Consider the following 3,305-nt stretch of genomic DNA (forward strand, 5'->3'; position numbering starts at 1 on the left):
ATCGCGAGCAGGCTCACTCCTACAATGCACTGTGCAAACCACATTTCCTACGGCGGTCAGTCACAGTGACGATAGATCGCTGACAGCTTTGTCATCTCCCACTCATCCGGCTGTCAGCCTTGATCCGGTATCATCCTGTCAGCCTGCCTTGTCGTAATTGGAAACACTCAGTTGAGCCTCGGCGGGAAAAACCGATCAAAATACGTTCTTTTTGACCGTCACCCGAGCCGAGAATCCGCCATGCGATCCCATCTGCGCCTGCTCGCACTGAGCACCCTGTTCATCAGCTCCCTGGCCCAGGCCGCCGAGCTGATCCCGATCGAAGTGCACCGCGATGCCAATTGCGGCTGCTGCAAAAAATGGATCAGCCACCTCGAAGCCAACGGCTTCAAGGTCGACGATCACGTCGAAAGCGACATGAGCAGCTTCAAACAACAGCATGGCGTACCGCCGCGATTGGCGTCCTGCCACACCGCGATCATCAACGGTAAATTCGTCGAAGGGCATGTCCCGGCCGAGCAGGTATTGGCCCTGAGCAAGCGCGATGACCTGCTGGGCGTCGCCGCACCGGGCATGCCGATGGGCTCGCCGGGCATGGAAATGGACGGCATGAGCGATGCGTATCAAGTGATCGGCCTGAAGAAGGACGGCGCGGATATCGTGGTGGCGGATTACCCGGCGCATTGATGAGCGCCGCTTACGCCGGATTGTTTTTCGCAGCCTTCGGCGCGGCGACGTTGCTACCGTTGCAGTCCGAGGCGCTGTTGGTCGGGTTGATCGTCAGCGAACGTTACTGGCTGTGGGGATTGCTGGCGGTGGCGACACTGGGCAACGTACTCGGTTCGCTGGTCAACTGGTGGCTGGGCCGTGGCCTCGAGCGTTTTCAGGAGCGCCGCTGGTTCCCGGTCAGTGCGCGGCACATGGACAAGGCGCGCAAACACTATGAGCGCTACGGGCACTGGTCGTTGCTGCTCAGTTGGCTGCCGGTGATCGGTGACCCGTTGACGCTGATTGCCGGGGTGATGCGCGAGCCGCTCGGGCGTTTTCTGCTGATCGTCACCCTGGCCAAAGGCGCACGTTATGGCGTGCTGGCCCTGCTCACGCTGGGCTGGCTGGGTTGAACGATCGCGCGATGAGGTTGCCTTAACGTCGGCGTAATCGCGCCATTCCAGCATCGGTCAATTTCCAAGGAGTTTGCCCTTATGTCCGTCACGCTGTCCCGCTGGCTGCCCGGCCTGTTCCTCACCGCCGCCCTGCCCGTGCTGGCGCAGGCCGCCACCGACACTGCACCTGCCGAAGGTCCCGCCTACGGCCCGGAACTGCAAGGCTTTCAATATCCCTACACGCTTAAACACTTCGCCTTCGAATCCCAAGGCCAGTCCCTGCAGATGGGCTATATGGACGTTGCCGCCCACGGCAAGGCGAACGGGCGCACCGTGGTGCTGATGCACGGCAAGAATTTTTGCGCGGCGACCTGGGACAGTTCGATCAAAGCGTTGAGCGAAGCCGGCTACCGGGTCATCGCCCCGGACCAGATCGGTTTCTGCACCTCAAGCAAACCCGAGCACTATCAGTACAGCTTCCAGCAACTGGCGACCAACACCCAGCAGTTGCTCAAGGCGCTGGGCATCCAGAAAGCCACGCTGCTCGGCCACTCCACCGGCGGCATGCTCGCCACCCGCTATGCACTGTTGTTCCCTGAACAGGTCGATCAACTGGCGATGGTCAACCCGATTGGGCTGGAAGACTGGAAAGCCCTCGGTGTGCCCTATCGCACCGTAGATCAGTGGTATCAGCGCGAATTGAAAGTCACTGCCCAAGGCATCCGCGAGTACGAACGCACGACCTATTACGATGGCCGCTGGAAACCGGAATTCGACCGTTGGGTGGACATGCTCGCGGGCCTGAGCAAAGGTCCGGGCAAGACCCAGGTCGCCTGGAACTCGGCGCTGATCTACGACATGATCTTCACCCAACCGGTGTATTACGAGTTCAAGGACCTGAAGATGCCGACCCTGCTGCTGATCGGCACCTCCGATACCACCGCGATCGGCAAGGACCTTGCCCCACCTGAAGTGAAAGCCAAGATCGGCCACTATGAGGTGCTGGGCAAGCAAGTCGCCAAGCTGATCCCGCAGTCGACGCTGGTGGAGTTCCCGGGCATGGGCCATGCGCCGCAAATGGAAGAGCCGGCAAAATTCCATCAGGCGCTGCTGAGCTGGCTGGACAAGACCCCTTCCGTTCCTTGATGAGGTCACGCCGATGACGGTGCAGATTGCGGTAATCGATGACTGGCAAGACGTGGCCCGCGACGTCGTCGACTGGTCCGTGCTCGACAGCCTGGGTGAAGTGACGTTCGAGCATGATTATCCGGCTGACAACGCCACGATCGCCGCGCGTCTGCACCGCTATGAGGTGATCTGCGTGATGCGCGAGCGCACGCGTTTCGATGCGGACCTGCTCAAGCGCCTGCCTCGCCTCAAGCTGCTGGTCACCGGCGGCATGCGCAACGCGGCGCTGGACATGCCGGCCGCGGCCGCCCTGGGCATCAAGGTCTGTGGCACCGACAGCTACAAACACGCCGCGCCGGAACTGACCTGGGCGCTGATCATGGCGGCCACGCGTAACCTGCTCAACGAAGTCAACGCCCTGCGCGCCGGCGGCTGGCAGCAAGGGCTGGGTGGCGATCTGCACGGCAAGACGCTGGGGATTCTCGGTCTGGGCAGCATCGGCCAGCGTGTGGCGCAGTTCGGCCAGGTGTTCGGCATGCGGGTGATCGCCTGGAGTGAAAACCTCAGCGCTGAACGGGCCGAACAGGCTGGCGTGACGTACGTCAGCAAGCAGCAACTGTTCGAACAGGCCGATGTACTCTCGGTGCATCTGGTGCTCAGCGAACGCAGCCGCGGCCTGGTCGATGCGCAAGCGCTGGCCTGGATGAAGCCGACCGCCCTTCTGGTCAACACCGCTCGCGGGCCGATCGTCGATGAGGCGGCGCTGATCAAAGCCTTGCAGAAACGGCAGATCGCCGGGGCAGCGCTGGATGTGTTCGAGCACGAGCCACTGCCGGCGCTGCACCCGTTTCGCACGCTGGATAATGTCCTGGCGACGCCGCATGTGGGGTATGTGAGTCGGCAGAACTATGAGCAGTTCTTCCGGCAGATGATCGAGGATATTCAGGCCTGGGCGGGTGGAGAGCCGGTGCGCCTGTTGAATTGATCCATACTCCAGCCTGTTGACTCAACCGACGCCATCGCGAGCAGGCTCACTCCTACATTTTGAAATGCGTTCCCCTGTAGGAGTGAGCC

The 3,305-nt window shown here is 61.6% G+C and carries 4 protein-coding genes; all 4 read left to right on the forward strand.

The genetic code is table 11. From position 1 onward, the window contains the following. Nucleotides 1–240: 240 nt before the first annotated feature. The 4 genes from HU765_RS26500 to HU765_RS26515 all read left to right on the forward strand — a co-directional run bounded on the left by HU765_RS26500 (nt 241) and on the right by HU765_RS26515 (nt 3,216). Entirely contained in the window at nt 241–687 is a 447-nt protein-coding gene (locus HU765_RS26500; protein ID WP_186552545.1) for a DUF411 domain-containing protein, read from the forward strand. Further along, nucleotides 687–1,121, forward strand: a complete 435-nt coding sequence (locus HU765_RS26505) for a YqaA family protein (protein ID WP_186552546.1) — start codon at nt 687–689, stop codon at nt 1,119–1,121. Before HU765_RS26500 ends, HU765_RS26505 begins: the two co-directional genes overlap by 1 nt. 81 nt (nt 1,122–1,202) lie before the next feature. After that, nucleotides 1,203–2,249, forward strand: coding sequence for an alpha/beta hydrolase (locus tag HU765_RS26510; RefSeq protein ID WP_186552547.1), 1,047 nt, complete (start codon nt 1,203–1,205; stop codon nt 2,247–2,249). A gap of 13 nt (nt 2,250–2,262) precedes the next feature. After that, a complete protein-coding gene (locus HU765_RS26515) occupies nt 2,263–3,216 on the forward strand; it encodes a D-2-hydroxyacid dehydrogenase family protein (RefSeq protein ID WP_186624058.1) in 954 nt (317 codons plus the stop codon). The last annotated feature ends 89 nt before the right edge of the window (nt 3,217–3,305 follow it).

The organism is Pseudomonas sp. SWRI81, assembly GCF_014268545.1.
Lineage (GTDB): Bacteria > Pseudomonadota > Gammaproteobacteria > Pseudomonadales > Pseudomonadaceae > Aquipseudomonas > Aquipseudomonas hamedanensis.